This window comes from Aequorivita todarodis (genome assembly GCF_028561335.1).
Classification (GTDB): domain Bacteria; phylum Bacteroidota; class Bacteroidia; order Flavobacteriales; family Flavobacteriaceae; genus Aequorivita; species Aequorivita todarodis.
Map to the genome: position 1 here is coordinate 37367 of NZ_JAQQTG010000051.1, position 23308 is coordinate 60674.

27 protein-coding genes and 1 tRNA gene are annotated in these 23308 nt (G+C 40.7%); 14 read left to right on the forward strand and 14 right to left on the reverse strand.

Going from position 1 to position 23308, the window contains the following annotated elements; translation table 11 throughout:
• Positions 1–8: 8 nt before the first annotated feature.
• Positions 9–791: a tetratricopeptide repeat protein gene (locus POV26_RS14565; RefSeq protein ID WP_272857199.1), complete on the forward strand. Its 783-nt coding sequence runs from the start codon at positions 9–11 to the stop codon at positions 789–791.
• Between the two features lie 63 nt (positions 792–854).
• Here POV26_RS14565 and POV26_RS14570 read toward each other — a convergent pair whose 3' ends face one another.
• Positions 855–1403, reverse strand: a complete 549-nt coding sequence (locus POV26_RS14570) for a CvpA family protein (protein ID WP_272857200.1) — start codon at positions 1401–1403, stop codon at positions 855–857.
• A gap of 167 nt (positions 1404–1570) precedes the next feature.
• On the opposite strand from POV26_RS14570, the gene POV26_RS14575 reads away from it, so the two are divergent.
• The 9 genes from POV26_RS14575 to cls all read left to right on the forward strand — a co-directional run bounded on the left by POV26_RS14575 (position 1571) and on the right by cls (position 8137).
• Positions 1571–1927, forward strand: coding sequence for a hypothetical protein (locus POV26_RS14575; protein ID WP_272857201.1), 357 nt, complete (start codon positions 1571–1573; stop codon positions 1925–1927).
• 50 nt (positions 1928–1977) lie between these two features.
• Positions 1978–3018 (forward strand): PDDEXK nuclease domain-containing protein, encoded by a 1041-nt coding sequence (locus tag POV26_RS14580; RefSeq protein WP_272857202.1) that lies wholly within the window; start codon positions 1978–1980, stop codon positions 3016–3018.
• Positions 3019–3154: 136 nt separating this feature from the next.
• On the forward strand, positions 3155–3451 hold the full coding sequence (locus POV26_RS14585; RefSeq protein WP_272857203.1) for a type II toxin-antitoxin system HigB family toxin: 297 nt from the start codon (positions 3155–3157) through the stop codon (positions 3449–3451).
• A 10-nt stretch (positions 3452–3461) separates the two neighbouring features.
• On the forward strand, positions 3462–3833 hold the full coding sequence (locus POV26_RS14590; RefSeq protein ID WP_272857204.1) for a helix-turn-helix domain-containing protein: 372 nt from the start codon (positions 3462–3464) through the stop codon (positions 3831–3833).
• A gap of 56 nt (positions 3834–3889) precedes the next feature.
• Complete coding sequence (gene pheS, locus POV26_RS14595; RefSeq protein ID WP_272857205.1) at positions 3890–4909, forward strand: phenylalanine--tRNA ligase subunit alpha; 1020 nt, start codon at positions 3890–3892, stop codon at positions 4907–4909.
• A 50-nt stretch (positions 4910–4959) separates the two neighbouring features.
• On the forward strand, positions 4960–5124 hold the full coding sequence (locus tag POV26_RS14600; RefSeq protein WP_272857206.1) for a hypothetical protein: 165 nt from the start codon (positions 4960–4962) through the stop codon (positions 5122–5124).
• Positions 5125–5126: 2 nt separating this feature from the next.
• Positions 5127–5522: a hypothetical protein gene (locus tag POV26_RS14605; RefSeq protein ID WP_272857207.1), complete on the forward strand. Its 396-nt coding sequence runs from the start codon at positions 5127–5129 to the stop codon at positions 5520–5522.
• A gap of 117 nt (positions 5523–5639) precedes the next feature.
• Complete coding sequence (locus POV26_RS14610) at positions 5640–6584, forward strand: ABC transporter ATP-binding protein (RefSeq protein WP_272857208.1); 945 nt, start codon at positions 5640–5642, stop codon at positions 6582–6584.
• Between the two features lie 95 nt (positions 6585–6679).
• The gene (gene cls / locus POV26_RS14615) at positions 6680–8137 is read left to right on the forward strand and encodes a cardiolipin synthase (protein ID WP_272857209.1); all 1458 of its coding nucleotides are present in this window, start codon (positions 6680–6682) and stop codon (positions 8135–8137) included.
• Between the two features lie 18 nt (positions 8138–8155).
• Here the strand turns inward: cls and POV26_RS14620 are convergent, their stop codons facing one another.
• Positions 8156–9151 (reverse strand): NADP-dependent oxidoreductase, encoded by a 996-nt coding sequence (locus tag POV26_RS14620; protein WP_272857210.1) that lies wholly within the window; start codon positions 9149–9151, stop codon positions 8156–8158.
• 165 nt (positions 9152–9316) lie between these two features.
• Here POV26_RS14620 and POV26_RS14625 point away from each other — a divergent pair, with 165 nt between their 5' ends.
• Positions 9317–11551: an FUSC family protein gene (locus POV26_RS14625; RefSeq protein ID WP_272857211.1), complete on the forward strand. Its 2235-nt coding sequence runs from the start codon at positions 9317–9319 to the stop codon at positions 11549–11551.
• 8 nt (positions 11552–11559) lie between these two features.
• Here the strand turns inward: POV26_RS14625 and POV26_RS14630 are convergent, their stop codons facing one another.
• From POV26_RS14630 to pdxA, 9 genes are all read right to left on the reverse strand, one after another.
• The gene (locus POV26_RS14630) at positions 11560–12018 is read right to left on the reverse strand and encodes a 3-oxoacyl-ACP synthase (protein WP_272857212.1); all 459 of its coding nucleotides are present in this window, start codon (positions 12016–12018) and stop codon (positions 11560–11562) included.
• Positions 12015–12734: a monofunctional biosynthetic peptidoglycan transglycosylase gene (gene mtgA, locus POV26_RS14635; RefSeq protein ID WP_272857213.1), complete on the reverse strand. Its 720-nt coding sequence runs from the start codon at positions 12732–12734 to the stop codon at positions 12015–12017. Before mtgA ends, POV26_RS14630 begins: the two co-directional genes overlap by 4 nt.
• Positions 12735–12787: 53 nt before the next feature.
• Positions 12788–13927 carry an NAD(P)/FAD-dependent oxidoreductase gene (locus POV26_RS14640; protein ID WP_272857214.1) on the reverse strand — a complete coding sequence of 380 codons (1140 nt, stop codon included), beginning with the start codon at positions 13925–13927 and terminating at the stop codon, positions 12788–12790.
• Positions 13928–14085: 158 nt separating this feature from the next.
• Positions 14086–15438: an acetyl-CoA carboxylase biotin carboxylase subunit gene (accC, locus tag POV26_RS14645; RefSeq protein ID WP_272857215.1), complete on the reverse strand. Its 1353-nt coding sequence runs from the start codon at positions 15436–15438 to the stop codon at positions 14086–14088.
• Positions 15439–15513: 75 nt separating this feature from the next.
• Positions 15514–15999, reverse strand: coding sequence for an acetyl-CoA carboxylase biotin carboxyl carrier protein (gene accB, locus POV26_RS14650; protein ID WP_272857216.1), 486 nt, complete (start codon positions 15997–15999; stop codon positions 15514–15516).
• Positions 16000–16032: 33 nt separating this feature from the next.
• On the reverse strand, positions 16033–17031 hold the full coding sequence (locus POV26_RS14655) for a beta-ketoacyl-ACP synthase III (RefSeq protein WP_272857217.1): 999 nt from the start codon (positions 17029–17031) through the stop codon (positions 16033–16035).
• 171 nt (positions 17032–17202) lie between these two features.
• Positions 17203–17400, reverse strand: coding sequence for a 50S ribosomal protein L32 (gene rpmF / locus POV26_RS14660; protein ID WP_111843057.1), 198 nt, complete (start codon positions 17398–17400; stop codon positions 17203–17205).
• A 9-nt stretch (positions 17401–17409) separates the two neighbouring features.
• Positions 17410–17955, reverse strand: a complete 546-nt coding sequence (locus POV26_RS14665; RefSeq protein WP_272857218.1) for a YceD family protein — start codon at positions 17953–17955, stop codon at positions 17410–17412.
• Positions 17956–18036: 81 nt separating this feature from the next.
• Complete coding sequence (gene pdxA / locus POV26_RS14670) at positions 18037–19098, reverse strand: 4-hydroxythreonine-4-phosphate dehydrogenase PdxA (protein ID WP_272857219.1); 1062 nt, start codon at positions 19096–19098, stop codon at positions 18037–18039.
• Between the two features lie 56 nt (positions 19099–19154).
• Between pdxA and POV26_RS14675 the strand changes: the two genes are divergently transcribed.
• Positions 19155–19742, forward strand: a complete 588-nt coding sequence (locus POV26_RS14675) for a riboflavin synthase (protein ID WP_272857220.1) — start codon at positions 19155–19157, stop codon at positions 19740–19742.
• Between the two features lie 535 nt (positions 19743–20277).
• Here POV26_RS14675 and POV26_RS14680 read toward each other — a convergent pair.
• Both POV26_RS14680 and mce read right to left on the reverse strand, forming a co-directional pair.
• Positions 20278–20351 (reverse strand) — tRNA-Ile (locus POV26_RS14680).
• Between the two features lie 112 nt (positions 20352–20463).
• Entirely contained in the window at positions 20464–20877 is a 414-nt protein-coding gene (gene mce, locus POV26_RS14685) for a methylmalonyl-CoA epimerase (RefSeq protein WP_272857221.1), read from the reverse strand.
• A gap of 107 nt (positions 20878–20984) precedes the next feature.
• Between mce and rbfA the strand changes: the two genes are divergently transcribed.
• The gene (rbfA, locus tag POV26_RS14690) at positions 20985–21380 is read left to right on the forward strand and encodes a 30S ribosome-binding factor RbfA (protein WP_272857338.1); all 396 of its coding nucleotides are present in this window, start codon (positions 20985–20987) and stop codon (positions 21378–21380) included.
• Between the two features lies 1 nt (position 21381).
• Positions 21382–22587, forward strand: a complete 1206-nt coding sequence (locus POV26_RS14695) for an ABC transporter permease (RefSeq protein WP_272857222.1) — start codon at positions 21382–21384, stop codon at positions 22585–22587.
• 16 nt (positions 22588–22603) lie between these two features.
• Here POV26_RS14695 and POV26_RS14700 read toward each other — a convergent pair whose 3' ends face one another.
• Positions 22604–23260 carry a ferredoxin reductase domain-containing protein gene (locus POV26_RS14700; RefSeq protein ID WP_272857223.1) on the reverse strand — a complete coding sequence of 219 codons (657 nt, stop codon included), beginning with the start codon at positions 23258–23260 and terminating at the stop codon, positions 22604–22606.
• Positions 23261–23308: the final 48 nt, after the last annotated feature.

Genomic DNA, 23308 nt, shown 5'->3' on the forward strand with positions numbered 1-23308 from the left:
TGTACAGTATGAAAATGTTTAAAATATATAAAAAGATTCGAGGGAAAATTTTTCTATTTTCTGTGATGGTTTTCGTTTCTTTCTCTTCTTTTTCACAAAATGAAACGCTTTTTGAGCAAGGAAAGGAATTATATAAAAACGGAAAATACCAACAGGCCATCAATGCCTGGATGAAAATTTTGGACAACGGCGAACATTCTGCCGAACTGTATTTCAATCTGGGAAATGCGCAGTATAAGCTGAACCACATTGGCCCGAGTATTTATTATTACGAAAAGGCGCTGCAGCTTTCCCCGAACGACCAGGACATTAAAAACAACCTTGCCTTTGCTGAAAATGCACGGATAGATTCCATAGAACCCTTGCCACAGACGGTCTTTTCAAAATGGTATCAGAATATATCCGGCGTTTTTACCTATAACGGATGGGCTACTTTGGCCGTTGCTTTTTCTGTTCTTTTTGTAGCATTGTTTCTTTTTTATTATTTCGCTTTTTCGGAAAAAAGAAAACGCCTGCTTTTTGTGGGCTCCATGTTTGCAGGGTTTTTATTGGTTGCGTCGTTGACGATGGCATTTTTGACTTACGGCGATTACTCAAGGAACCAACCCGCAGTTATTTTTGCAAGCGAAATAGAAGTAAAGACCGAGCCTTCCATGGGTAGTAACGTTGCCTTTACCCTACACGAAGGAACAAAAGTCCAGATTTTGGCACAGGACGGCAACTGGTTTCGAATCGGTCTGGCCGATGGCAAGGACGGTTGGATTCCTGCTACCGACTTAAAGCAGCTTTAGGATTTTAAGTAAAATTTCTTCATTTTTATCTTCTTCATAAAAAGAAATGAAGGAAATCCCAATTTATTCTATACTATCGTCCGCTTTCTCGGGCGGGGTCTCCATTTCAGGCTCGTAAAGTTCAAGTTCATCCACTTCTTTCATAATGGTTGGCAAAATGGCGGGAGCAATAGCCGCAACAGGCGTATAAAGGATGGAGGAATCGCGTTTTTCTTGGGTTAGAATCCTATAATTTTCCGATGCGTTTACAAACATAAAAATCACACTTATTAAAAATGCAAATTTCAAAACATTGAAAACCCCACCCAAAAGTTTGTTGAAAATACCCAGCATCGCAAAATCGGCAACTTTGGTCAAAAGTCTTCCCAATAAACTAAAAAGAAACATTACGAGAAAGAAAGTAATTAAGAATGAGGCAATTCTGTTCAAATCTGCACTCCAATCAAACCATCTTTCAATATAAACCCTTACATAGTCAGAAAAAAACATTGCGCTGTAAACGCCAACCACCAGCCCGATTAAAGAAGCGAGCGACCGCAGCAATCCTTTTTTAAAACCCACGAAAAAGGCGATGATGAATATAATGCCGAGGACGATGTCTATGGTGTTCATGTTTTAAAAATTTCATTAAATATAAGAAATTCCAAATTCCGGGCACCAAATTCCAAATTCGGGGCATTTGCTGTTTTTTGGAATTTGGAATTTGACTTTTGCAATTTAAACTGATTTAATTTGAAATTTTAAACCCCTATCTTTGGGCACTAATTCTAATTAATAAAATGGCACGCGACGAACAATTAAAGGAACGGTGGGAAGCAGTGGTAAAAATGCTCAGCAACCGTTTTGCCGATGGCGAGGTTTTGGACCTTGACGCGATTATCTACATAATTGGCCTGCAGGAGCTTGGCCAACTACACCGAAAGTTCAAAAAAGACGAAAAACTAAACCTGATGCACATTGCCATCTGCCGTCTTTTGGAGCCCTACGGATACTACGAATTTGACTACTACGACGAAGACAGCTGGCCGCACTATAAGGTTTTGGAACAACTGCCACCGCTTAAGGCCGGCGAACAAAGCGTTTTAATGAAAGAGGCTATTGTACAGTATTTTTTGGAGAAGGAGGTGATTGCTTAATATATTTATTTGAGAATACTTCTAATTCGAGAATAAAGAGTTTTAATGGTATGGACAAAAAAATAGACAAGCAAGACTATTATAATTGGATACACAATTTAAAATCCAAAATCCATGCGGCTCAAACCAAAGTTGCGCTATCCCTTAATTCCCAATTACTGGAACTATATTGGGAAATTGGAAAAGACATAACAGAGAGGCAAGAAAATACAGATTGGGGAAGTAAGTTTATTGAGCAAACTGCGATTGAACTAAAAAATGAATTCCCAGAAATGAGAGGATTTTCAAGGAGGAATTTATATGCAATTAGACAATGGTATAAATTCTATTCCGAAAAATATCAATTTGTGCCACAAAGCGTGGCACAAATACCTTGGGGCCATAACCGATTGATAATTTCAAAAACTAAGGATATTGACGAAGCCGAATTTTATTGTAATGAAACAATAAAAAACGGTTGGGACAGAGATACTTTGGAGATACAAATAACTAATAAATTATTTTTCAATAAGGGGGCCGCTATAACGAACTTTCCAAAGACATTACCCGCTACGCAATCAAAACTAGCAGAACAAGCACTAAAAGATCCTTATAATTTTGATTTTCTTGGACTACAGAACGATGCGCTAGAAAGAGCTATCGAGGATGAATTGGTTAAAAATATTACAAAATTTTTATTGGAACTTGGCAAAGGGTTTGCATTTTTGGGGAGACAATATAAAATTGAAGTCAGTGAAACCGATTATTTTATAGATTTGATGTTTTATCACTTAGATTTACGCTGCTATATTGTAGTCGAGCTTAAAGCTGGTAAATTTAAACCGGAATACGCTGGGAAACTCAATTTTTATTTATCGGCTGTTGATAGTCAAATCAAAAAACCCGAAGACAATCAAACCATCGGCATTCTTTTGTGCAAGAAAAAAGACAAAATAGAAGCCGAATATACTTTAAGGGATATAAATAAACCAATGGGAATAAGTGAATACAAACTAACGGATGCGATACCCGAAAATATAAAAACAAAATTGCCCAGTATTGAAGAATTGGAAAATGAGTTAATGGGAAAATTAAACACTAAAAATGACTAAAAAAATATTGAAGAACAAAGCTTTTTAATGAAAGAGGCTATTGTTCAGTATTTTTTGGAGAAGGAGGTGATAGATTAGATTATGCGAATAGTTCATTATTTGAGAACTTGTTATATCTTTGTCCCTAATTAAAAGAATGAAACGAATAATCGCCAAAAGTACACTCCGTGAATTTTGGGAAAACAACGCGGATTCTGAGCAATATCTCAAAACTTGGTACGATACGGCTAAAAACGCAAATTGGCTATCGCATAATGATGTGAAAAATACTTACCTACAAGCAAGTATTTTAAAAAATGGGCGAGTTGTATTCAACATAAAAGGAAATTCCTACCGGTTAGTAGTCAAGTTCAATTTTGAAAAACAATGGGCATTTATTCGCTTTATTGGAACACACAACGATTATGACAAAATCGACGCAGATACCATTTAGATAAAATATTATGGAATTAAAACCTATTAAATCTGAAAAAGATTACCGAAATGCGCTTCAGCGTTTGGATATAATTTTCGATGCACCCATAAATACGAAGGAAGGAGACGAAGCAGAAATTCTTTCATTGCTCATTGAGAATTACGAAAACGAACATTACCCAATTGAAGCCCCGGACCCAATTGAAGCCATAAAAATACGAATGGAAGAATTGAATATGCGCCAAAAAGATTTAGTAGGCATAATCGGTGGGAAAAGTCGTGTATCTGAAATTATGAATCGCAAAAAAAGATTGACAGTAGATATGATTAGGGAATTGGAACGTATTCTTAATATTTCAGCTTCCGTCTTAGTTAATAATTATCAACTTGAACAAAAATAATCGAGAAAATTATTTGTGAGCCTGCCTGCCGGCAGGTTCGTGGCAAAAAAAATAAAATGATAGAAACCATAAAAAAACACATAGCCGAAGTACAAGCCTTTTCTTCCACCAACAAAGGAGAAATAGAAAACTTCCGCATAAAATATCTGGGTAAAAAAGGATTGCTGAACGACTTTTTCGCCGAATTTAAAAATGTGCCAAACGAGCAGAAAAAGGAGTATGGCCAGGTTATAAACACCCTTAAAAACACCGCGCAAGAAAAAGTGGATTCGCTTAAAGAAGCGCTTGAAAACAGCACCGAAGCTAAAGGCGTTTATGGCGACCTTTCCCGTCCGGGCGAGGTGATTCCCCTGGGCTCACGCCACCCTATTTCCATCGTAAAAAACAAAATTATCGACATCTTTTTGCGTATTGGCTTCAATGTTTCCGAAGGGCCCGAAATTGAAGACGACTGGCACAACTTTACCGCCTTGAACCTTCCCGAGTATCACCCGGCGCGTGATATGCAGGACACGTTTTTTATCCAAACCAACCCCGATGTTTTGTTGCGCACGCACACTTCATCTGTACAAGTTCGTTATATGGAAAACAACAAACCGCCCATCCGTACCATTTCGCCCGGCCGTGTGTATAGAAACGAAGCCATTTCAGCGCGCTCACACTGCTTTTTTCATCAAGTGGAGGGTTTATACGTGGACAAGGGCGTAAGCTTCGCAGACTTGAAACAAACGCTACAATATTTCACTGCCGAAATGTTCGGAAAATCTAAAATCCGTTTGCGTCCCTCCTATTTTCCGTTTACCGAGCCCAGCGCCGAGGTTGATATATACTGGGGGCTCGAAACCGAAACCGATTACCGCATTACCAAAGGCACCGGTTGGCTGGAGATTATGGGCTGCGGCATGGTTGACCCAAATGTGCTAAAGAACTGTGGCATAGACCCCGAAATCTATTCGGGTTTTGCCTTCGGGATGGGCATAGACCGCATTGCGATGTTGCTGCACCAAATTCCCGACATCCGGATGTTTGCCGAAAATGACGTGCGCTTTTTGGAACAGTTTAAAAGCGTGTTGTAAAAACCTAAGACCGCTGCGCTGAAAGACATAAGATTTAAGACGAAAATGCTATGAAAAAATATCTTGTTATTGCCCTTTTGGTAATCGTCGCCATTGTAGTAGCCTACCTCACTTTCGTAATTGCGGCCATTAAAATTGTAATTGGCGCCATATTGCTCGGCGTATCTGTCATTGCCCTTTTGGCGGTTTGGATTATGTGGAAAATTGACGATTGATTATGCGAAAAGATATAGAAATCCCAAAAGCCGAAAATGTGCATATCATGGCCGTAAAGGAATGGGACAAGGATTTTACTGAACAGCAGTGGTACATTTATCTGGTGAATAACCGACAGGATGAGATTGAAACGGTTTTGGTACTATCCCGTGGAAAAAGTGAAGATAGAAAAACCTCAACCCTGCGCCACGGTCTGGGAAATATAAAGCCAAAAACTTCAGTGAAAGTTGAATTTATCCCAACAGAGGTTTTGGGTTTTACCAATGAATATTTGGTTACCTTTTTCGCCGAAAACAAACTCTTTGAGCGAAAATTCACATTTGGGCCCAATAGTATTTCAGAAGAAAAAGTGACCGCGCTTCCCGTTTTGGAAAGCGAAGGAATTTTGGCGAAATAAATTCATATTGAAATTTTTATCCCACAGCCCGAAAGGGTAAAATTTCAAATTAAACCATGCTTCAAAAATTCTGCTCCCTTTAGGGCTGGGGTAACAGAATTTTAATAATTTTTTGCGATGCTAAAAGTTGAAATCGATTCCTTCGCCTATTCCGAAAAAACCATTTTAAAAGATGTTTCGTTTACACTGAAACCCGGAGAACACCTCAGTATTTTAGGGGAAAGCGGTTGTGGAAAATCTACACTTTTACATTTGATTTATGGTTTACTTCATTTAGAAAACGGTTCCATTTTCTACAACGGAAAAAAACTGCTCGGCCCCACCAAAGCGCTCATTCCCGGCGAACCATTTATGAAACTTGTGGCACAGGAATTCAACATTATGCCGTTCACAACCGTTGCTGAAAACCTGGGTTCGCATCTTTCCGGTTTGGATGAGGAAAAAGATAAAAAACGAATTGAGCAGCTGCTGGAAGTTGTTGAAATGGAAAGTTTCAAAAATACATTGGTAAAAAACCTAAGCGGCGGCCAAAAGCAGCGCGTGGCTTTGGCAAAGGCATTGGCAAACGAACCCAAAGTGCTTTTACTGGACGAGCCTTTCAGCAATATTGATGTTTTCAGAAAAAATAAACTACAGCGGAAAATTTTCAATTATCTAAAAGAGAAAAATATCAGCTGCATCACCGCCACCCACGACAGCGAAGAAGCCTTGGCGTTTTCGGATCAAATTTTAATGCTGAAAGACGGTTCTAAAGAAATGTTCGGAACGCCGGAATTCATTTATAAAAATGTTGCAACGGAATATCAGGCAGGATTTTTTGGCGAAGCAAATCTGCTTCCGAAAAGTCTTATTTCTTCGGAAGTTTCTTCAGAAGAAATCATCATTTTCCCACATCAACTAAAAATTTCCGAAGAAAAAACACCGCTTGAAGCAGCCGTAAAAAAGAGCTATTTCAAAGGGGATCACTATCTCATTGAATGTATTTGGAACAATCGAAAAATCTATTTCAACCATAGCAAACCATTGAAAACAAACAATGTATTGTTTCTGAAACAGAATTGAGTTACTTATTCCAAAATCAAAAACATATAATTGTTGGGCGTCGCGAAGGGTTAAAAATGTACTTTTATAACGAAAGCCCTTAAAGCCGTTTCAAAATGAACTGGATCCTGATTGCCGAAATTTTATATGCCTTCATTGTCGTCTTGGTCTGTCTGAGAGTAGTTTATGATACCCAAAGCACTACAAAAACCTTGGCATACCTTCTTCTTATAGTTTTTGTGCCTTTTATTGGCATCATCTTCTATTTTTCCATTGGCGTTAATTACCGCAAGCGGAAAATGTACAGCAAAAACCTAATCAATAATATTGAATTAGAGAAAAAACTTGAGGAACGTATTCGAAGAATCTCCAATGAAGTATTGACTTCGGAAACCAACGGGATCAAAAACTTTAAAAAACTTGCAACATTAGTGCTCAATAAAGCACTTAGCCCAATAACAGAACATAACAATGTGAAATTGCTGCTTAACGGAGAAACCAAATTTCCCGAAGTTCTTGAAGCCCTCAAAAATGCCAAGCACCATATTCACATTGAATATTACATTTTTGACAACGATGAAATTGGCCGAAAAATAATGGATCTGATGGTTGAAAAATCGAAAGAGGGTATTGCGGTCCGCTTTATTTACGACGATTTTGGGAGTAGGCAAATTCGAAAAAAACAACTGAGAAAGCTTAGGGATGCCGGCGTAGCTGTATTTCCATTTTATAAAATAATACTCATTGCCCTCGCAAACAGACTGAATTACAGAAACCACCGTAAGATTATTGTGATAGATGGAAGCATCGGTTTTGTAGGCGGTATAAATGTAAACGATAAGTACATTAACCATGAGGACGGAAAAAACACTTTGTTCTGGCGCGATACACATTTAAGGATTGAAGGCCCTGCCGTTGCCGCGCTTCAATATGTTTTTATGGGCGACTGGAATTATTGTGCAGGGAAAAAATTAAAACCCGACAACAATTTCTTTCCAGATTTTAAACAACTGAAATCGAATTCAAAAAAAATCGTTCAAATTGCAGCCAGCGGTCCAGATTCATACTCACCTCTTATTCATCAAACGCTATTGCAGGCTATCAATCTGGCAAAGGAAGAAGTGTTGATTACCACGCCCTATTTTATCCCCGGAGAAAGTATAATGGATAGTTTAGCAATCGTTGCTGCCAGCGGAATAAAGGTTAAATTGCTCGTTCCCGGAATATCAGATTCGTTATTGGTAAATTTCGCCGCGCGTTCCAACTACGGAAGGCTTTTAAATGCCGGTGCCGAAATATATCTGTATCAAAAAGGCTTTGTTCACGCCAAAACTATGGTCGTTGACAAGCAGCTTGCAATGGTGGGCACGGCCAATATGGATATTCGCAGTTTTGACCTCAATTTTGAAGTAAATGCAATTGTTTATGACACCGAAATAGCAAATGAACTTCGTGAAGCGTTTTTTAACGACCTAAAAACTGCAACAAAAATTGATGCGAAAGCATGGAACGAAAGATCCAAAATGATCCAGTTGACCGAAAAACTGGCGGGACTTTGTTCTCCGTTGCTTTAGAAAATTCTTAAGAAACAATTAAACCACAACGATCATCTTTCCTTTATTTTTCCCGTCAAACAAGTCGATAAAAGCCTGCGGAATATTTTCAAAACCTTCCACTACCGTTTCCAAATAGCTCAGTTTATCCTGCTCCATCCACTTGGCCAATTGGTTTTGCGCGGGACCAAAATCCTTTACAAAGTCGCGGACTGTAAAGCCCTGCATTAAAATACTGTTTTTTATGAGCGTTGTTTCAACCCGTGGTCCCGTTGGGGTTTCGGTTTTGTTGTAAAGTGAAATGGCGCCGCAGTTTACCACCCGGCCGTATTTATTCATATTTGCCAAGGCGGCATCCAGTATCTCGCCGCCCACGTTGTCAAAATACACATCAACCCCGTCGGGACAGGCTTCTGCGATAGCTTTTTTCATATTGTCGGTGGTTTTGTAATTGATTGCTGCATCAAAGCCGAACTTTTCTTGAATACGGTCTATTTTCTCCTCCGTTCCAGCAATCCCCACCACGCGGCAGCCCTTTATTTTTCCTATTTGCCCGGCAACGCTCCCCACGGCGCCGGCGGCGCCGGAAACCAAAAGCGTTTCGCCTTTTTGGGGTTTTCCTATTTTGTCGAGACCTAAATATGCGGTAATTCCAGTAAGTCCCAAAACGCCCAAATAGGCTTTTAAGGGCGCCCTTTCGGCATCTACCTTATTCAATCCATTCCCGTTGGAGGTTTGAAATTGCTTCCATTGAAGCATTCCGTTTACAAAATCGCCCTTCTCAAAATTCTTGTTTTTTGATGCTATAACCTCAGCAATAATTCCCGATTCCAAAGGCTTTCCAACTTCAAAAGGCGGGATGTATGATTTTTCATCGCGCATCCGTCCGCGGAGGTACGGGTCAACGGAAACATATTTCGTTTTCAGCAAAATTTCGCCATCCTTTGGTTGCGGTTTTTCTTCTTCGGTAAATTCAAAATCCTTTAATGACGGCTTCCCTTTTGGACGGTCTTTCAGTAAAATTACTTGGTTCATAGCTGCAAATTTTTTTAGAATGTGTATAAATTTAAGGTTTAAAAAGGCGTTCGCCATACGGCCGTCTTACATTTAATAAAAGTATAACACACTTACATTTCTGAAAAGATTAACGAACTTCGCTTTTGGGCGCAATATCTTTGCAGCTTTTGAAACCAACTGCTTTTGAAATTTCCAAAAAACATAGTAGCCACCTCACTAAAAGACCTTTCAGAGTTTGTAAACAGTACAGATTTCTCCAAGGCCATTCTTTTGGGGATCGCACTTACCCTTCCCATTGTGGCGGGTGTAAAACTGGATGCGCTGGATATGGGAATAGCCGTAACCGTGGGAGCCATGCTTGCATCGCCAAGCGATGTCAGCGGCAGTATTCGGCATAAAATTACTGGAATCTTGCTGGCTACGCTGCTGGCCATGATTGTAAGCTTAATTGGCGGCTATCTGCACCTATCGCTGTGGTTGGTCTTTCCAATTTTGGGCATTTTGATGTTCGGCATTTCCTATCTTTCCATTTATGGATTTCGGGCTTCGCTTATTAGTTTTTCGGGGCTTTTTGCCCTGGTTCTGAGTTTTTCAAATTTTTCAGACGTTATACAACCCTATGAGCGGATGCTGTTAATCGGTATCGGCGGGCTTTGGTATGCGGCTCTTGCCTTGCTTCGGCATTTTATTTTTCCGAAGGCACCCACGGAATATTATCTCTCAAAAACTATAAAGCTAACGGCAGACTATTTAAGGACACGTGGGGAATTGGTGGCCGAAACCGCTGACAGGACACCGCTTTTGAAGAAATTATTAAACACGAAAACCGAACTAACCAACACCCACGAAACCCTGCGCGACATTTTGATTTCGAGCAGGACCGGCTCGGGAAAATCTGATTACGAGGGAAAGCGCCTGCTCATTTTTGTACAGTTGGTAGATATGCTGGAACTGGCGATGGCAAACCCCGTGAATTATGCAAAAACGGATGAATTTTTTAGGAAGAAACCCGCGCAATTGGCAAATTTCCAGGAGTTGCTTTTTGCCATGAGCCAGAGGCTGAACATTATTGCCGACAATATCGCTACGCCGAAAAAACTTCGGAAAAGTTCCAAAATAGAAATGTTCGCAAAAAGAATCAAGGACGATATTTCTGAATATGCAGCGGCTTCCAATGAAATTTACGATGAAAATCTATTGCTGCTCAGAAATCTTTTCAAATATCAAAAAGAGCAAATTAAGAAAATAGAAAAAATAGAATGGTTGCTCTTAAATCCCGCAAAACGCGAAATTTCAACCCTCAAAAAAGAAGATTCCCGCAGGTTTTTGACCAAAGAGAACTATGACCTTGAGGTACTGATAGAAAATTTCAATCTGCGCTCCCCTATTTTCAAGCATTCGCTTAGGTTGGCGGTGATGACAATGATTGGCTATGGGGTGGGAATTTTGTTTTCCCTCCAAAATCCGTATTGGATTTTACTTACCTTGATTGTAATTATGCGTCCCACTTTTGGCCTGACAAAAACACGTTCCAAAGAACGGACCATCGGAACCTTGATTGGCGGCGCACTGGCCGTGGGCATCGTTTTGATTACGCAAAACCAAACGGTTTACGGTATTTTGGCAATCGCTTCGCTCGTTATTGCCTTTTCCATGGTGCAGCGCAACTATAAAGCCGGAGCAACTTTTATTACGCTGAGTGTGGTTTTTATTTATGCGTTGATGCGGCCCGATATTTTTAACGTTATCCAGTATCGGGTAACAGATACCATTATTGGCGCAGGATTGGCCACCTTGGGAAATCTGCTGCTCTGGCCCGCGTGGGAAATACAAAGTATGCAAAAAACCTTACTGGAAACGGTTAAGGCCTACCGGGTTTATTTGGAAGAAATTATCGGTTATTACAACATCAAAGGCACCGTTCCCGACCAATACAAAGTGGCCCGCAAGAAGTCCTTTTTGGAAATGTCAGACCTCAGCGCGGCCTTTCAAAGAATGACGCAGGAGCCCAAATCGAGACAGAAGAGTCTGGACAAGGTTTACGAAATCGTGGTTTTAAACCACACTTTCCTTTCGTCCTTGGCGTCGTTGAGCACCTATATTCTCAATAATCCGACCACGCCTGCTTCAAAAAATTTCAATTTGGTTTCCGAGAGAATTGTTCAAAATCTCAAGAGGGCCGAGTCTATTTTAAAGGAAGAATTTCCTACACAACAAATACCCGAAACGGAGAGTGTGGAAGATATTTTTGAGGCCACCTTTGGGAAAAGCATTCCGTTTTCCGAAGATGAAAAAAACTCAACATCTGATAGCTTTCATTCAAAAATTGAAGAAGCCCATTTGGTGCGGGAACAGTTGAAATGGCTTTTGGCAATGAGCGAAAAAATGCCGAAACTTTTGAGGGAGATTGAGTTTTAGGCCAATATTTACTTCACGTTCGTAATTTTATAACCATTTCCATTGAAGCTGAATTCATCACCTTTCTTCTTGCCCGAAAGAAGCAACCCCACGGGAGAATTTAGCGCAACACAAAGATAGTCCGACTTGCCAATGGTAACATTGCCTATGGAGATACTGATGAAATAGGTAAATTTATCCGTATAGACCAAGCTTCCCAAGCGGGCATAGTCTGAAGTTGCGTTCACATCAATTTTCTTTAGTAGCTGCACGATTTTTTCAATTTCCTGTAACTGTTTTCCGGCATTTTCACGGTCTATCTGGAGCATCGCCCGGCCGGTTTCGTGTTTGTCGCCACTGCTGCTTTTGGATTCCTCAAGCAAGGATTCCTCGATATCGGCAATGGTCTGTTTTATTTTGGAATAACGGTTGTCAACCTGTTTTTGGCAGTGTTGCAGCAATTCGGTCTTAATTTCTACTGCGGTCATTTTTTCTTTTTCGTTTTCTTTTTATCTTCCTTCGGTTCCTGTTTTTCCAACACAAAAGGGCCGTAATATCGCATTTGGCGCACGATCCATTGTGTACGCCGTGCCACGTAAGGTCCCGGCGGATTGGCTTTATAGCGCTGCGGGCTCGGTAAAATCGCGGCAATCGCGGCGGCATTTTCTGCCCGAAGATTTTTAGCCGATCTTTTAAACCAATATTGCGAAGCAGCCTCGGCCCCAAAAACTCCGGGCCCCATTTCGATGCTGTTGAGATATACTTCCAAAATACGCTCCTTGCTCCAAAGCGTTTCAATCAAAAGAGTGAAATAAGCCTCCAGTCCCTTTCGAAACCAAGTACGTCCCGGCCATAAAAACGCATTTTTTGCGGTTTGCTGCGAGATGGTGCTGCCACCGCGAAGCTTCTTTCCCTTTTCGTTGTTTTCCAATGCTTTTTCAATCGCTTCCCGGTCAAAACCGCTGTGACTTAAAAATGTCTGGTCCTCGGCACAAATTACCGCCAGTTGCAGATACGGGGAAATTTCCTCAATCGGCACCCACTCGTGGCGGGTTTCGTAATTTTTATCTCCTTCTATCGAGCGGATTGCCATCAAAGGCGTGTAAGGTACCGGGACGAATTTGTAGATAAGTACCCACAAAACCGTAAGCCCAATAAACCAAAGAATGAGTTTAAAAATAAATTTGAATAGTTTTTTTATCATAAGCCCCCTCCCCAACCCTCCCCCGAAAAAGGGGGAGGGAACGGGAAATGTATTTAATTAGTTAATTCTGCCAATTGTTTCCCGATTGAACTGCCAATGGCGACGCCCATTCCGCCGAGACGCACGCCGCAGAATACGTTTTCAGAAACTGCCTCAACAATCGGTTTTTTCTGTTTTCCCATTCCCATAATGCCGCTCCACCGTCTTTCAATCTCGAAGTTTTGCCGTGGTAAAATTACGGTTTTAAGCAATTCCTCCAACTTGTTTTGCACCAATTCCGTCAATTGCATTTCGGTGGTTTCCTCGGTTTTAAAATCGAGGTTTCTGCCGCCGCCGAAAAGGATGCGGTTGTCAATATTTCTGAAATAATAATACCCTTTATCCAAATGGAATGTGCCTTTTATTTGAAGGTTTTCAATGGGTTTGGTAACCAAAACCTGTGCCCTTGCTGGCTTCACATCTTCATCCAAAAACTGTTTCGCGAAACCGTTTGTGGCGATAAATACTTTTTTCACCCGTATGTCACACTGAGCTTGTCGAAGTGTTTCGGACGAATTTAGTTGAATTGAAACAGCTTCACCGTTATCTGAAATGTCTGTGATTTCCGAAGAATTCAGTATCAAAATGTTTTCTTCCGAAGCTTTTTTTATGAGCCCGAGCACCATTTTTCCGGTGTCAATCTGTCCTTCAAATGCACTGTAAATAAGTTTTGGCTGAATATGTTTAAAGCCGAAATGGTTTTCTTTTTCTGAAAAAACTTCGGCTTTGAAGATTGGTTTCAGCAATTGGTTTACGTAGCCAATCTTTGATTTGCAATTTTCGAAAAGCTCGGTGTCTTCCTTTGTAAAAAGTTCGTAGCCGCCGTATTCTTGGTAATCCAACTGTTGGTCACCCAAAGTCTTCCGAAGCAATTTTAACCCTTCTACCCTGTTTTTTACGAGTTGGACAACCTCTTCCTCAGAATGATTTTTTAAATCTTCGAGAATTTCAGAAATACTTCCGAAGCAGGCAAAACCGGCATTTTTGGTACTGGCACCGCTGGGTAGAATTCCTCTTTCAAAAACTACAATTTTACTTTTGGGAAATTTTTTCCGAAGCGAAAGCGCGCAACTTAAGCCCACAATTCCGCTTCCGATTATGGCGTAATCGATGTTTGAAAGCCAGGTTTTATGTTCCCAGAATGAAAGATTCATTTTACTGCTATTTAGAAACAAATATACTTAGGAAAACATCCCCCTTGCCCCCTTGGAAGGGGGAATTTTTTGAACTTCAAAATAACGCTGAACTAAAAAAGCACCAAATTCCAATAATTGATTTTGGAATTTGGTGCTTTATTTTTGGAATTTGAAATTTATTCTTCCTCAGGTTCGTTCATTTTAAACGTATTCATAAAGGCAGTGGTGTAATTTCCAGCCACATAATCCGGCTCGTCCATCAATTGGCGGTGGAACGGGATTGTAGTCTTTATGCCTTCAATTACGAATTCGTCCAAAGCCCGCTTCATCTTGTTTATTGCCTCCTCACGGGTTTGTGCGGTGGTGATAAGCTTTGCGATCATGGAATCGTAATTCGGGACAATAGTATAGCCCGCATATACATGCGTATCCAAACGTACCCCATGGCCTCCGGGGGCGTGCAAAACCGTTATTTTACCCGGCGAAGGACGGAAATCGTTATAAGGATCTTCCGCGTTTATTCTACATTCTATGGCGTGCAGCTGGGGTGTGTAATTTTTTCCTGAAATTGGAACACCGGCGGCAACCAAAATCTGTTCGCGGATTAAGTCGTAATCGATAACCTGTTCGGTGATTGGGTGCTCCACTTGAATACGGGTGTTCATTTCCATAAAATAGAAATTTCGGTGTTTATCTACCAAAAATTCTATAGTTCCGGCACCTTCGTATTTTATGTACTCGGCAGCTTTTACGGCGGCGTTGCCCATATCGGTACGCAGCTTTTTAGTCATAAACGGACTGGGCGTTTCCTCTGTAAGTTTTTGGTGGCGACGCTGAATGGAGCAGTCGCGCTCACTTAAATGGCAAGCTCTACCTGTGCTATCGCCCACAATTTGGATTTCGATATGGCGTGGCTCTTCAATGAGTTTTTCCATATACATTCCATCGTTTCCAAAGGCGGCGGCAGCTTCCTGACGGGCGCTATCCCACGCTTTTTTAAGTTCGTCCTTTTTCCAAACGGCGCGCATTCCTTTTCCTCCACCTCCTGCGGTAGCTTTCAGCATAACAGGATAACCGACTTCTTCGGCCAGCTTTTCGCACTTTTCATATGATTCGATAATGCCGTCACTCCCGGGAACCGTGGGAACTCCAGCCGCTTTCATCGTAGCTTTGGCAGAAGCTTTATCGCCCATGCGGTCAATCATTTCTGGGGAAGCGCCAATAAATTTAATGCCGTGCTCCTGGCAGATTTTTGAAAACTTGGCATTTTCGGAAAGAAATCCGTAGCCGGGATGAATCGCATCTGCATTGGTTATTTCCGCGGCAGCGATTATATTGGACATTTTAAGGTAGCTCAAGTTACTGGGCGGTGGGCCAATACACACAGCCTCATCTGCAAAGCGTACGTGCAGACTTTCTGCATCTGCGGTTGAATAAACTGCAACCGTTTTAATGCCCATCTCTCGGCAGGTGCGAATGATTCGCAGCGCAATCTCACCTCTATTTGCAATTAATATCTTTTTAAACATACTGTTTTGAAATTACAAATTACAAGCGCCAACTTCCAAAGTTGGAATTTGGGATTTGGAATTTGAGATTTATATTTACGATGGATCTACTAAAAATAGGGGTTGGTCAAACTCTACGGGAGAGGAATCGTCAACCAAAATTTTTACGATTTTACCGGAAACCTCACTTTCAATTTCGTTGAAAAGTTTCATAGCCTCAATCACACACAGAACATCGCCCGTTTTGATGGTGCTTCCCACCTCAACAAAAACAGGTTTGTCTGGGGATGGTTTTCTATAAAAAGTACCTATGATGGGCGACTTGATGGTTATAAATTTGGAATCCGTTGCAGGGGCTTCCGCAGCAGGTGGGGCTTGTTGAGGTGCGGCGGCAGTTTGGGGCTGTGCTGGCACCTGTGGCTGCGACATTGCAGGTATTTGCTGAATGTACGTTGTTTCACCTTTCCCGTCTTCAGATCCTGTTTTAATCGTGATCTTTATGTCTTCCGTTTCAAGTTTAACTTCGCTGGCACCGCTTTTTGCCACAAACTTGATCAAGTTTTGAATGTCCTTTAAATCCATAATATACAGTTTAGTCTTTTGGGTTGTTTAAAATTATTTTGAATCGTAGGCCCATTTCAAGTAAACGGCGCCCCAAGTAAAGCCTCCCCCGAAGGAAGCGAATATCAAATTATCTCCTTTTTTAAGTTGTTTTTCGTAATCGGCCAAACAAAGCGGCAAGGTTGCAGAAGTGGTATTGCCGTATTTGTGGATGTTCATCATTACCTTCTCATCGGGCAATTTCATGCGGGAAGCAGCGGCATCAATAATACGTTTGTTGGCCTGGTGCGGCACCAGCCAGTCCACATCTTCACCGGTAAGGTTATTGTTTTTCATCACTTTTTCGCAGACATCGGCCATGTTTGAAACGGCAAATTTAAAAACTGTTTTTCCTTCCTGAAACACGAAATGTTGTTTGTTATTAACAGTTTCAATGGATGCGGGAAGCAACGACCCGCCAGCATCAATTTTTAGGAAAGGTCTTCCTACGCCATCGGTTCGAAGGTATTCGTCTTTCACGCCGAGTCCTTCGGTATTTGGCTCAAACAAAACGGCCCCGCCACCATCGCCAAAAATGATACAGGTGGTTCTATCGGTATAATCAATAATTGACGACATTTTATCGGCGCCAATAAGTAGTACTTTTTTATATTTTCCGGATTCTATATATCGGGCCGCGGTTGACATTCCGAAGAGAAAACTGGAGCAGGCGGCAACCAAATCATATGAAAAAGCGTTTACGGCGCCAATTTGCGTAGCCACATAAACTCCCGTGGCTGCTACTGGCATGTCTGGCGTTGCGGTTGCCATGATAACCATATCAATTTCGGCAGGGTCTGTATTGCTTTTTTGGAGAAGGTCTTTAGCTGCTTGGATAGCAAGATAGGAGGTGCCTTTGTCTTTATCCTTTAATATTCTTCGTTCCTTGATTCCGGTTCTGGTAGTAATCCACTCATCGTTGGTATCTACCATAGTTTCCAGAACTTTGTTGGAGAGAACGTAATCTGGAACGTAACTCCCTACAGCGGTAATAGCTGCCGTGATAGTATTCATAAAGCTGAATTAAAATTCACAAAAAAGACCAAAAATCTTTTAAAAAGAGTGAAAATTACTAAATTTTACTTGAAATTCGGCACTTATTAAGTTGTTTTTGACTTTTCGCAAAGTGAAAAAACAAAAAAACCCTCACGTTCCCGTGAGAGTTTTTCATTAAAATGTATAGAATTAAGCTTCTACTTGCTCAGTTGCATCAATCACAACTTGACCGCGGTAGTACATTTTTCCTTCGTGCCAGTGTGCTCTGTGGAATAAATGCGACTCACCCGTTGTTGGGTCTATTGCAAGTGTAGGGGCAGTAGCTTTGTAATGCGTTCTTCTCTTATCTCTTCTGGTTTTCGAGATTTTTCTCTTAGGATGTGCCATTGCTTTTTATTATTTATCCGTTAATAGTTTTTTTAATGAATCCCATCGGGGATCGGTATTTTCGTCTTCGGGCGTTGCTTCTTCACCTATCGCTTTCGGACTTAGTTCTTCAAGTTTGTCGAGTATGTCGCTTTTTAATGTTCCGTCTTTTACCCCGGGATGAATTCTTCGCGAAGGCATGGCCAACACAACAGATTCATAAATATATTGCTGAATGTTCACTTCGTAACTTCCGTGGGGCAAAATGAGCAAATCTTCATTTTCGTCATTGTATTCCTCCCCGAATTTTACTACAAATTTATAAGAACCCGAAATTTCCTGGTCAAAGGGCTCATTTGTAATGTCGCAAGCAACGTTTACGGTTCCATCAAATGTTAATGTGAACTCCAGCAACGTGCTCATTTTTTCCAGCAGTACGTCGAGATTAATGGCAGCGTCATTAAATTCGTCATACTCAAAATGCTCAAAGAACGCTTTTTTTAATTCAAAGTTAAACTGGTGTTTTCCTAATTTCAGCCCTACGAAAGGGATGGTAAACTCTTTCAAATCCTTCATTTTCACACCTATTTAAGACCTTAACCTTACGGATAAGGCGGGTGCAAAGATAAAAAATTATTTGAATAGCAATTAATTTTTCTATTTCTTTTTTGAGTAGCTTTTTTTTCGTGTAGTCTGCAATGGATTTTTGCTGATTTCCTTGTATTCTTCACGGGTTTCAAAAATAGAAACGGCGCTAAAAACCGCTTCTCGGAAGGATTCAAAATTGGCTTCATTTTTTCCGGCCAAATCAAAGGCGGTACCGTGGTCCGGCGAGGTGCGTATGCGATCAAGCCCAGCGGTAAAGTTTACCCCCCTCCCAAAAGCAAGTGTTTTAAAGGGTATTAAGCCCTGATCGTGATAGGATGCGATTATGGCGTCAAAATTTTTATAATTCCCGGATCCAAAAAAACTATCTGCCGCGTAAGGCCCGAAAACCATTTTTCCGTTATTGCGAATATTGTCCAGAGCGGGGCGCAAAATAGTGTCGTCTTCATCGCCAATCACTCCGTTATCGCCCGTGTGGGGATTGATGCCCAAAACGGCGATTTTTGGCTTTTCAATTCCGAAATCTTCAATTAATGTATGGTAAATGGTATTGATCTTCTTGTCTATTCGTTCCCGGGTAATGTTTTTTACCACATCCTTTACGGCCACGTGGTCCGTTAAAAGCCCAACCCGCAGGTTTTCAGAAATCAAGAGCATCAAGCTTTCACCTTTTAGTTCCTGCGCCAAATAATCGGTATGCCCAGGAAAATTGAAACTTTCAGATTGAATGTTGCTCTTGTTGATGGGGGCGGTAACCAAAGCGTCTATCTTTTTATCCTTTAACGCGGCAACAGCAGCCTTCAAGGATTTAATGGCATATTCGCCTCCTGTCGCATTTTCTTCGCCAAAGGCAACATCAACGTGTTCCTTCCAAACATTCAGCACGTTTATTTTCTTTGGAACAAGATCTTCTATTTTATCTATTCCGTGGAAGTTGATATCGGTTTCAAAATGTTTTTTGAAAAAGGACATCAGTTTTACCGAAGCAAAAATAACGGGCGTACAAAACTCCAGCATGCGCGAATCCTCAAACGTTTTCAGAATTATCTCGCTTCCAATCCCGTTGATATCGCCTATTGAAATGCCGACTGTTATTTTGTCCTCTATGCTCATTATGTTTGGCTCTTTTAATTGTTACTTTTGCAGTACAAATGTAACTAAATACTACAATGTTTACAGGAATTATTGAAAGCGTTGGCGAAATAGCCCATCTTGCCAAAGAGGGTGAAAATCTTCAGATAGAAATAAAGAGCCCGTTAGCACAGGAACTGAAAATAGACCAAAGCGTGTCGCACAACGGAGTGTGTTTAACCGTTGTGGGACTAAAGGATTCTGTCTATGTGGTTACTGCCATTAAGGAAACTTTGGACAAAACAAATTTGAAAACCTTGGAAAAAGGTTCTTTGGTTAACCTGGAAAGAGCCATGAAACTGGGTGATAGGCTGGACGGCCATATCGTGCAGGGCCATGTGGATGGAACGGCAATTTGTAAAAAAGTGGAAGACGAAAACGGTAGCTGGGTTTTTACTTTTGAATATAAAAATTCAGGGTTCAGCACGGTTGAAAAAGGTTCCATTACGGTGAATGGCGTTAGCCTAACGGTGGTAAATTCTAAAAAAGGAGAATTTAGTGTCGCGATTATCCCTTACACTTTTGAGAATACAAATTTTAAGGAAATTAAAGCCGGAAGCGAAGTAAACTTGGAATTTGATATTATTGGGAAGTACGTGAAAAACCTTATGAAGCCTTATTTATAACCCGGCTTCTTTTATAAAATATATAGGCTCCCAATAAAATACCTGCAATGAGCAGGACCCATAAATTGTCGTCTATTGGTAATTCAGGTCCTCGATTCTGGGAAGGTGGCGGAGGACCTTGACCACCAGAAGTAGTTTGGATAGCAAGAATTATAACATTATAAATAAGTGATGTCATAGTTATTCATTAACGATTTGGGATCGTATTTATGCGCCTAAAGTAATAATTTTTTTTTATCCTCAAATAAAAAATGAGTTATTGAATGGTTAATAACTCATTTTAATCGTGAAAATTGTCATTTAATCGGATTATAATTGGATAATCAAATAATCAGTTAAATAAAATGGTGCCGTACTTCAACAGGCCCAGCACAGCGCACGGACCCACTTTGGCTGAGTTTATATTGAGCCCTTCGGCTTCGCTCCAGATAAACTCTGTGTTAACGCTCCGTGCATCCCGATATATAGGGACTCGCCACTATCATTTAGATTCAACAAAAATCTTATATATAAGGAATGAATCAACATTAAAAAGTGGTCCCACATGGGCTCGAACCATGGACCCCCTGATTATGAGTCAGGTGCTCTAACCAGCTGAGCTATGGGACCTTCTTATTTTCAAAATTTCAAATATCCACTTACCATGTATGTGCTATAAACCCACGGTCTTTGGATAAATTATAGGATTGCAAATGTAAAACACTTTATAAATACAGCAAAACTATTTTTGGTTATTCTCAATTTCTTGGCAAAGCTCTACCAATACCCCATTTGCGGACTTTGGGTGAAGAAAGGCCACCAGCTTATTGTCTGCTCCCTTTTTTGGAACATCATTTAACAATATAAAACCTTCATTTCTAAGTCGTTCCATTTCCGTTTTAATATCATTTACCGCAAAAGCTATATGGTGAATTCCTTCCCCTCTTTTTTCAATAAATTTTGCAATCGGGCTATCAGGATTTGAGGCTTCCAAAAGCTCTATCTTACTTTCGCCGCAGCGGAAAAAGGAGGTTTCAACACCTTCACTTTCTACCTTTTCACTTTTATAGGGGGCAATTCCCAATAAAGCTTCATAAATTTTATTCGCTTCTGAAATATTCTTCACCGCAATCCCTATGTGTTCTATTTTTTCCATGTAAAATGTATTGAATGTTCCAAAAATACAAACTTAATTCCATTGAATTTCAACAAGCTTGTGGCTCCATTAACATTCGGTATGGTTTTATGTCCTATTTTTGCAGTATGGTAGAAAGCAACAGACAAAAGAAAATTGCCGGGGTTCTGCAAAGCGACCTCGCGAACGTCCTTCAAAATATGCTTCGCGAAGCAGGACAAACGGGCATTATTATTTCGGTAAGCAAGGTAAGCGTAACCACGGACCTTTCCATTGCGAAGGTATATGTAAGCGTGTTTCCCGCAGATAAAGCCGAAACCATTGTGGGAGAACTCAATAAACTAAAACCGGGCATAAAACACCAAATTGCCCAATTAACGAAACACCAGCTGCGCAAAATGCCCGATCTTTCTTTTTATAACGACGATTCTTTGGAATATATCGAAAAGATTGACAAAGCCGTAAAAGGCGAAGAAAATCCGCTGAAAAATCCAGATTTGCTTCCGAAACGAAAAAAGTCATAACTTGAATTTTTCGCTCTACATCGCCAAGCGCTATTTGTTTTCAAAGAGCAGTAATAATGCCATCAATATTATTACGGCCATCGCCGCTATTGGCGTCGTTGTGGGTGCGATGTCTTTATTTATAGTGCTTTCGGGATTTTCAGGCTTAAAGGATTTCAGTCTCCAGTTTACCAATGAATTTGATAGCGACTTAAAAATTCTGCCCGAAAGCGGAAAAACGATTCCTTTTTCTGAAGTACAAAAAGCACAGCTTCAAAAAATTGAAGGGATTCAAAACTTTTCAGAAATAATTGAGGAGCGTGTTTTTCTCCACTACAAAGGAAAAAACCACATCGCCTACATAAAAGGCGTGGATTCCCGCTATGGAAAAGTGACCCAATTGGACAGTATCATGTATTTTGGGGAATGGTTCGTGCCCCACGAACATCAAGTGGTCGTTGGCCTTTCCACCATTGCCAAACTTTCAATGGGCGTGAACGATTATTCCAATCTGTTGGAAATATATGTGCCAAAACCGGGAACGGGACAATTAAGTGCGCTCGATCCTTCCGATGCGTTCACAAAAGAAAATGCCGTGGTCTCCGGGGTCTATCAAATAAATGAGGATCTGGACGCGAAATATGTTTTTTCTGATTTGGACTTTGCCCGAAATTTACTTTCACTGGACAGCACAAAAATTTCTTCCGTTGAAATAAAGCTGCTACCGGGCACTTCCGAAGAAAAAGTGCGCAGGGAAATTGGGGAGATATTCCCAAAAAATATTCTCATAAAAAACCGAATCCAGCAAAATGATGCGCTCTACAAAATGCTGAATGCCGAAAATCTGGCGGTCTATCTTATCGCTACCTTGGTCGTTATTATTGCGCTTTTCAATGTAATTGGCTCCATTATTATGATAGTATTGGACAAGCGGAAAAACATAAAAACGCTGTATAATATGGGCGCGTCTTTAAAGGAAATTAGACGTATCTTTTTTTTGCAGGGAACGCTGATGAGCTTGCTGGGCGGATTGCTGGGAATTTTTTTAGGGATTCTTGCGGTGTTGGCACAATTGAAATTTGAATTTGTTTCCATAACAAGCACCTTGCCCTATCCCGTTCAATTGAAATTAATCAACATCGTGATTGTTTTTGCCACTATAAGTGTTTTGGGGGTCCTTGCCTCAAAAATTGCCTCAAGCAGGGTTCGGGAGAAATTGCTGGTTTAATTTTTTTTTCGAATACTCAAATTATAAGATATTCCGGGTCTGCGCCCAAACTTATTAAAGCTTTACAGACTTCTTCCGTAAAAATCTCAGGGCCACAAACATAAAAACGGGAGCTAAAATCGCCAATGGTCTCTATCAGAAACTTACGGTCAATCCTGCGTTCGCGGAAACCGATAACCCCTTCTTGGGTAAATACATTTCTATAGGCCGGCCCCAACATCTTTGTAAGTTCATCGTGCAAAATAATGTCATCCTTGGTTTTATTTGAATACAAAAGTGCAAGATTGCGCAGATTTCCACTCTCGAAAAGCGCCCTGAAAATCGCTATAAAAGGGGTAATGCCCGTTCCTCCGGCAATAAATATTCCCGGACCTTTATAATGGATTGTACCATATACATCGTGAAGCAACAGTTCATCGCCTGTGTTCAACTTGCCCATTTGGAAAGTCACGCCTTCGTGGTCATCGTATATTTTTATGATAAATTCCAAATAATCCCAGCTTTGCAAAGAGGTAAATGTAAACGGGCGAAGCTGGTCCTTCCACTCTGGCAGATTGATGGATATATGTGCCGATTGTCCGGGGGTGTATTTAAATCCTTCGGGCTTCTCTAATACAAAGCGTTTTACATTATAAGTAATAAAATGGGTGTTGAGGATTTTAAGCTTATTCATTGCGAAAGTTGAACTTCAAAGATAACAAGGATTTACGGAAAAAGGCAA

What these genes read in the sequence shown, in the direction of transcription:
- POV26_RS14565 (WP_272857199.1), top strand. Translation starts at nt 9, where the DNA reads ATGAAAATGTTTAAAATATATAAAAAGATTCGAGGGAAAATTTTTCTA.
- POV26_RS14570 (WP_272857200.1), bottom strand. Translation starts at nt 1,403, where the DNA reads ATGAACACCATAGACATCGTCCTCGGCATTATATTCATCATCGCCTTT.
- POV26_RS14575 (WP_272857201.1), top strand. Translation starts at nt 1,571, where the DNA reads ATGGCACGCGACGAACAATTAAAGGAACGGTGGGAAGCAGTGGTAAAA.
- POV26_RS14580 (WP_272857202.1), top strand. Translation starts at nt 1,978, where the DNA reads ATGGACAAAAAAATAGACAAGCAAGACTATTATAATTGGATACACAAT.
- POV26_RS14585 (WP_272857203.1), top strand. Translation starts at nt 3,155, where the DNA reads ATGAAACGAATAATCGCCAAAAGTACACTCCGTGAATTTTGGGAAAAC.
- POV26_RS14590 (WP_272857204.1), top strand. Translation starts at nt 3,462, where the DNA reads ATGGAATTAAAACCTATTAAATCTGAAAAAGATTACCGAAATGCGCTT.
- pheS (WP_272857205.1), top strand. Translation starts at nt 3,890, where the DNA reads ATGATAGAAACCATAAAAAAACACATAGCCGAAGTACAAGCCTTTTCT.
- POV26_RS14600 (WP_272857206.1), top strand. Translation starts at nt 4,960, where the DNA reads ATGAAAAAATATCTTGTTATTGCCCTTTTGGTAATCGTCGCCATTGTA.
- POV26_RS14605 (WP_272857207.1), top strand. Translation starts at nt 5,127, where the DNA reads ATGCGAAAAGATATAGAAATCCCAAAAGCCGAAAATGTGCATATCATG.
- POV26_RS14610 (WP_272857208.1), top strand. Translation starts at nt 5,640, where the DNA reads ATGCTAAAAGTTGAAATCGATTCCTTCGCCTATTCCGAAAAAACCATT.
- cls (WP_272857209.1), top strand. Translation starts at nt 6,680, where the DNA reads ATGAACTGGATCCTGATTGCCGAAATTTTATATGCCTTCATTGTCGTC.
- POV26_RS14620 (WP_272857210.1), bottom strand. Translation starts at nt 9,151, where the DNA reads ATGAACCAAGTAATTTTACTGAAAGACCGTCCAAAAGGGAAGCCGTCA.
- POV26_RS14630 (WP_272857212.1), bottom strand. Translation starts at nt 12,018, where the DNA reads ATGACCGCAGTAGAAATTAAGACCGAATTGCTGCAACACTGCCAAAAA.
- mtgA (WP_272857213.1), bottom strand. Translation starts at nt 12,734, where the DNA reads ATGATAAAAAAACTATTCAAATTTATTTTTAAACTCATTCTTTGGTTT.
- POV26_RS14640 (WP_272857214.1), bottom strand. Translation starts at nt 13,927, where the DNA reads ATGAATCTTTCATTCTGGGAACATAAAACCTGGCTTTCAAACATCGAT.
- accC (WP_272857215.1), bottom strand. Translation starts at nt 15,438, where the DNA reads ATGTTTAAAAAGATATTAATTGCAAATAGAGGTGAGATTGCGCTGCGA.
- accB (WP_272857216.1), bottom strand. Translation starts at nt 15,999, where the DNA reads ATGGATTTAAAGGACATTCAAAACTTGATCAAGTTTGTGGCAAAAAGC.
- POV26_RS14655 (WP_272857217.1), bottom strand. Translation starts at nt 17,031, where the DNA reads ATGAATACTATCACGGCAGCTATTACCGCTGTAGGGAGTTACGTTCCA.
- rpmF (WP_111843057.1), bottom strand. Translation starts at nt 17,400, where the DNA reads ATGGCACATCCTAAGAGAAAAATCTCGAAAACCAGAAGAGATAAGAGA.
- POV26_RS14665 (WP_272857218.1), bottom strand. Translation starts at nt 17,955, where the DNA reads ATGAAGGATTTGAAAGAGTTTACCATCCCTTTCGTAGGGCTGAAATTA.
- pdxA (WP_272857219.1), bottom strand. Translation starts at nt 19,098, where the DNA reads ATGAGCATAGAGGACAAAATAACAGTCGGCATTTCAATAGGCGATATC.
- POV26_RS14675 (WP_272857220.1), top strand. Translation starts at nt 19,155, where the DNA reads ATGTTTACAGGAATTATTGAAAGCGTTGGCGAAATAGCCCATCTTGCC.
- mce (WP_272857221.1), bottom strand. Translation starts at nt 20,877, where the DNA reads ATGGAAAAAATAGAACACATAGGGATTGCGGTGAAGAATATTTCAGAA.
- rbfA (WP_272857338.1), top strand. Translation starts at nt 20,985, where the DNA reads ATGGTAGAAAGCAACAGACAAAAGAAAATTGCCGGGGTTCTGCAAAGC.
- POV26_RS14700 (WP_272857223.1), bottom strand. Translation starts at nt 23,260, where the DNA reads ATGAATAAGCTTAAAATCCTCAACACCCATTTTATTACTTATAATGTA.